3 protein-coding genes are annotated in these 4,625 nt (G+C 74.0%); all 3 read right to left on the bottom strand.

The features are described from left to right. Window positions 1-63: 63 nt before the first annotated feature. The gene (locus ACTWP5_RS31925; RefSeq protein WP_443224684.1) at window positions 64-654 is read right to left on the bottom strand and encodes a hypothetical protein; all 591 of its coding nucleotides are present in this window, start codon (window positions 652-654) and stop codon (window positions 64-66) included. 801 nt (window positions 655-1,455) lie between these two features. Beyond that, the gene (locus tag ACTWP5_RS31930) at window positions 1,456-3,759 is read right to left on the bottom strand and encodes an MMPL family transporter (RefSeq protein WP_443224685.1); all 2,304 of its coding nucleotides are present in this window, start codon (window positions 3,757-3,759) and stop codon (window positions 1,456-1,458) included. 119 nt (window positions 3,760-3,878) lie between these two features. Continuing rightward, window positions 3,879-4,583 carry a response regulator gene (locus tag ACTWP5_RS31935; RefSeq protein WP_443224686.1) on the bottom strand — a complete coding sequence of 235 codons (705 nt, stop codon included), beginning with the start codon at window positions 4,581-4,583 and terminating at the stop codon, window positions 3,879-3,881. Window positions 4,584-4,625 lie beyond the last annotated feature (42 nt).

Below are 4,625 nucleotides of genomic sequence, written 5' to 3' on the forward strand. Positions count from 1 at the left end.
GGCTGGCCGCTCCCGGGGCCAGCCAGCCACGCCGACTGGGGGTGTCGTCCGTCGTGCGGGCCGTCAGACCTCGCAGGTGATGCGCCAGTTCTCCGGCGAGTAGAGGCCGTGGAGGTTCTTCTCCCAGAGCCAGACGTGGAGGGTGTAGTACGGCACGCCCTCGGTCGGCGGGTTGAAGGCCTGGCCGTGGAGGACGGCCGCGGTCTCGGAGGCGTACTCGATGCCTGCGAGCTTCAGTTCGCCGTTCTCGGTGGGACGGTAGATCAGCGCGCTGGGCTCGCCCGGAACCAGCTCGTCCTGGTTGAGGGCGACGGACTTCACGTAGTGGACGCCACCGCCGGGGACACACTCGGTCGCCTTGGTGTAGCCGGCGGCCTCGGCCGCGGCCACGTCGTTGTAGACGGAGGTCGCTTCCTTGAGGGTCGCGAGCTCGGCTCGGGTCTCCGGCTCCGGGTGGTTCTCCTCGGTGAACCCGGTGTCGGGGCGTTCGCTCGCCTCCGGACGGCCCTCGGGGCGGGCCCCGGCACTGCCCTCGGCACTGCCCTCGCCGCGACCTGCCGCGTTGGCCTCCTCGCTGGCCGCTTCACCGGCCGCGTCGGCGGCGTTGTCGCCGGTGTCGTCGCCGCCGTCGTCGTCATCGCCGTCGTCGACCACCCCGGGAGCTTCCTCACGGGCCTCCTCACGGCCCTCCTCGCCGGCCCCGGCAGAAGCCTGGTGGCTGGCCTGCTGGACAGCCCCGGCCCCGGGCCGACCGCTGGGGCGCTCAGCGGAGGAAGCACCGCTGGGGCGCTCGCTGGAGGGGGCACCGCTGGGACGCTCGGAGGAAGCACCGCTCGGACGCTCGGAGGAGGCAGCGCCGCTGGGGCGCTCACCGGAGGGAGCGCCACTCGGACGCTCAGACGAGGGAGCGCCACTCGGACGCTCGGAGGAAGCACCGCTGGGACGCTCACCCGACGGAACACCGCTGGGACGCTCACCGGAGGGAGCACCACTCGGACGCTCCGAAGACGCGCCACTCGGACGCTCACCCGACGGAGCACCGCTCGGACGCTCGCCGGAGGGAGCACCACTCGGACGCTCGCCGGAGGGGCGTCCCTGAGGACGCTCCCCTCCGGGAGCCTCGCCCGACGCCTCGCCGCTGGGGGCGCGGCCAGGGCGCTGCGCGGCGTTGCCGCTGGGCATGTCGTCCGTCGGGAGGATCTCCGCCATGGCCGGCCGGCCGTCCCCGGGGTGGCCGGGGGCGTCGGGCTTCTTGAGGGCCATCGCCTCGGGAGCGGACAGGGCCATGGCGGCGGCGGCGACGCCGAGGCTGGTGGCGACAGCGAGGCCGCGCCGGTGACGTGAGGAGGTGTGCGTGTGCCGGTGCCTGCGCATGCGCATGCGAGTCCCTTTCAGTTGCGTTGGGGAAGGGTGGGGACACGACTGATCGTTCTCCGGCACCACGCGGACGGCATGTCAGGAGAGGCGAACGGGTTCCCGTTCCGCCGAACCGGTGTCTCCGCCCGTGACCGCACCCCCTGCCCCGCGCGCGCCGCGTGCCCCGCGCACGACACGCTCGCCCCGCTCCCCGTCCCCGTCCCCGTCCCCGTCCCCGTTACCGCTCCCGTCCCCGCTGCCCTCGTCGTCGCCCTCGTCCTCGCGGATGTCGGCGAGACGGTGCAGCCGCCGCAGCGGGCCGGGCGCCCACCAGGCGCGACGCCCCAGCAGCGCCATGCTCGCCGGCACCAGCAGCATCCGCACGACCGTCGCGTCGATCAGCACGGCCAGCGTCAGCCCGAGCCCGATCTGGAGGATCGGCGAGAAGCCGCCCGTCATGAACGCCGCGAAGACGACCGCGAGCAGCAGCGCCGCGCAGCTGACGACCCGTCCCGATCGGCGCAGGCCCTCCACGACGGCCTCGCGATCGTCACCCGTGCGCCGCCAGTGCTCACGCATCCGGGCGAGGATGAACAGCTCGTAGTCCATGGCCAGCCCGAACGCGATCGCGATGATCAGCGGCGGCGCGGTGAGGCTCAACGCGCCGATGCCCTGCGTGCCGAGCAGCCCGGCGAGGTTGCCGTCCTGGAAGACCCAGACGACGACGCCGAGCGCGGCTGCCAGGCTGAGGAGGGTCGTGGCGATGGTGCGCAGCGGGATCAGCACCGAGCCGGTGAACGCGAACAGCAGCGCGCCGATCCCGACCAGCACGATCCCGACGGCCCAGGGGCCGCGTTCGACGAACATCGCGCGGAAGTCGACGAGTTGGGCCGCCGCGCCCGTCACCATGACCGGCTCCTCGCCGCGCAGCTCCCGCACCTCCTCCACCAACCGCGTCGCCTCGGGCCCGTCCTCGGGCCCCGCCGGGGTCAGGCGCAGCACGGTCGTGCCGTCGTCCAGCACGTCGGTGGCGGTGGCGGCGGTGCCGGGCAGGGCCAGGATCCGGTCGGCCAGCGCCGGTGAGGCGTCCGGGCCCAGGACGACGGTGACCGGCTCGACGCCGGTACCGGTCGGGTAGTGCTCCTCGACGGTGTCGAAGAGCTGCCGGGCCTCCGCGTCCTCCGGCAGCGAGCGGGCGTCGCCGAGGGCGATGGTCGTGCCGAGCGCCGGCAGCGCCAGCACGACGAGGCTGCCGACGGTGGCCACCATCACGGCGAGCGGTCGCCGGGTGGCGAACCGCGCCAGGCGGGCGAAGAAGCGGCCCTCGCTCGCGGCGTCGTTCCTGGCGGGCGGGATGCGCCGGCCGAAGCGGGTGAGGAGCGCGGGCAGCAGCGTGAGCGCCGCCAGCATGTCGACGAGGACGACGGCGGCGACGGCCAGGCCCATGCTGCGCAGGAAGGTGTTGGGGAAGACCAGCAGGCCCGTGAGGCTGACCGCGACCGTCACCCCGGAGAACAGCACGGTCCGCCCGGCGCGGGCGACGGTGCGGTGCACGGCCTCCACCACGTCCTCGACCGTGTCGCCGCCGCCGCGCCGTTCCTCGCGGAAGCGGACGAGCATCAGCAGCGCGTAGTCCACGGCCAGGCCGAGGCCCAGCATCGTCGTGACCTGCACGGCGTAGACGGAGACGTCCGTCACCGCGCTGAACGCGAAGAGCGCGAGGAACGCGCCGGCGACGCCGCAGACGGCCACCAGCAGCGGCAGGCCGGCGGCGCGGAACCCGCCGAAGACCAGCAGGAGCAGCACCATCACCACGGGGAGGGAGATGATCTCGGCCCGCGCGACGTCCTCCTGGGCCCGTTCGCCGGCCTGCATGCCGAAGAGCGGCCCGCCGCTGACGTACACCTCCACGGTCCCGTTCGCGTCGTCGGCGTCGGCGTCGGCGGCGTCGGCGTCGGCGTCGGCGTCGGTGGACGCGATCTGCCGCAGCCGTTCGGCGGCGTCCTCGACCGCCGTCTCCTCGGCGTCGTCGTCCAGCCCTCCGGCGAGGGTGACGGGGATGATCAACGCCTCGCCGTCGCGGGAGAGGAGGCCGGGGGTGGCGTAGGGGTCGGGGACCTCCGCGATCCCCGGCAGGCCGCGCACGTCGGCGACGGCGGCGTCGACCTCGGCGCGCGGTGGACTTCCCTCGACGACGGCCGTGATCGTCGACCCGTTCGGGTCGACGCGGTCGAGCAGTTCGGCGGCCTCCAGGGACTCGCTGCCCGCCACGTCGGGGACCGAGTCGCTGAGGCGCGAGAAGACGCCGGTGCCGACGCCGAAACCGATCACCAGCAGGAGTAGCCAGGCGGATATGACGGTCAGGGGGCGGCGGGTTGCCGTCCGGGCGAGTGCCGCGAGCATGAGGGGCCTCCTGGGACGCGGAGACGTCGTCGTGACGTCTCGTCATGAACGCCCTCAGCGTCGTCCCGCGAGGCCCCTCGGCGGATCGCCGGGCGCGGTGGTTTCCGCGCCGGGCGCTCTCACTCCCGCGAGGGAGCCGCGGCCCCTTCCCCCTCCCCCGTCTCACCCGGTATGACGAGGCCCTCCTCGTACGCGCGGATGACCGCCTGCACCCGATCCCTGAGACCGAGCTTGGTGAGCACGTTGCTGACGTGCGTCTTGACGGTGTGCTCGCTGACGTAGAGGGTCGTGGCGATCTCGGCGTTGGACAGGCCGCGCGCCAGCAGACGCAGCGTCTCCTCCTCGCGGGTGGTGAGCACCGCGAGCCCGGAGGAACGGCCCGGGGCCGGCTCCTGGGCCCGGCGCCGCTGCTGCCGCACGAGGTCCGCGACGAGCCGCCGCGTCACCGACGGGGCCAGCAGCGAGTCGCCCCCGGCGGCGACGCGCACCGCGTGGACCAGGTCGTCGCGGCGGACGTCCTTCAGCAGGAAGCCGCTGGCGCCGGCGTACAGCGCCTCGTACACGTACTCGTCGAGGTCGAAGGTCGTGAGCATCACGACCCGGCACTCGCTGCTCGCGCAGACCTGGCGGGCGGCCTCCAGGCCGTCCATGCCGGGCATGCGGATGTCGAGGAGCAGCACGTCGGGGTTGTGTGCGCGGACCGCCGCGACGGCCTGGGCGCCGTCGCTGGCCTCGGCGACGACCTCGATGTCCGGCTGCGCTTCGAGGATCATGCTGAAGCCGCTACGAACCAGCTCCTGTTCGTCCACGACGACGGCCCGGATGGGGGCGGTGGGGACGGTGGGGGCGGTGGGGGCGGTGGGGGA

Origin of the sequence: Streptomyces sp. 4N509B, assembly GCF_052245655.1 — a bacterium.
Lineage (GTDB): Bacteria > Actinomycetota > Actinomycetes > Streptomycetales > Streptomycetaceae > Streptomyces.

Coding starts and splice junctions, on each gene's coding strand:
- ACTWP5_RS31930 (WP_443224685.1), bottom strand. CDS start 3,759: ATGCTCGCGGCACTCGCCCGGACGGCAACCCGCCGCCCCCTGACCGTC.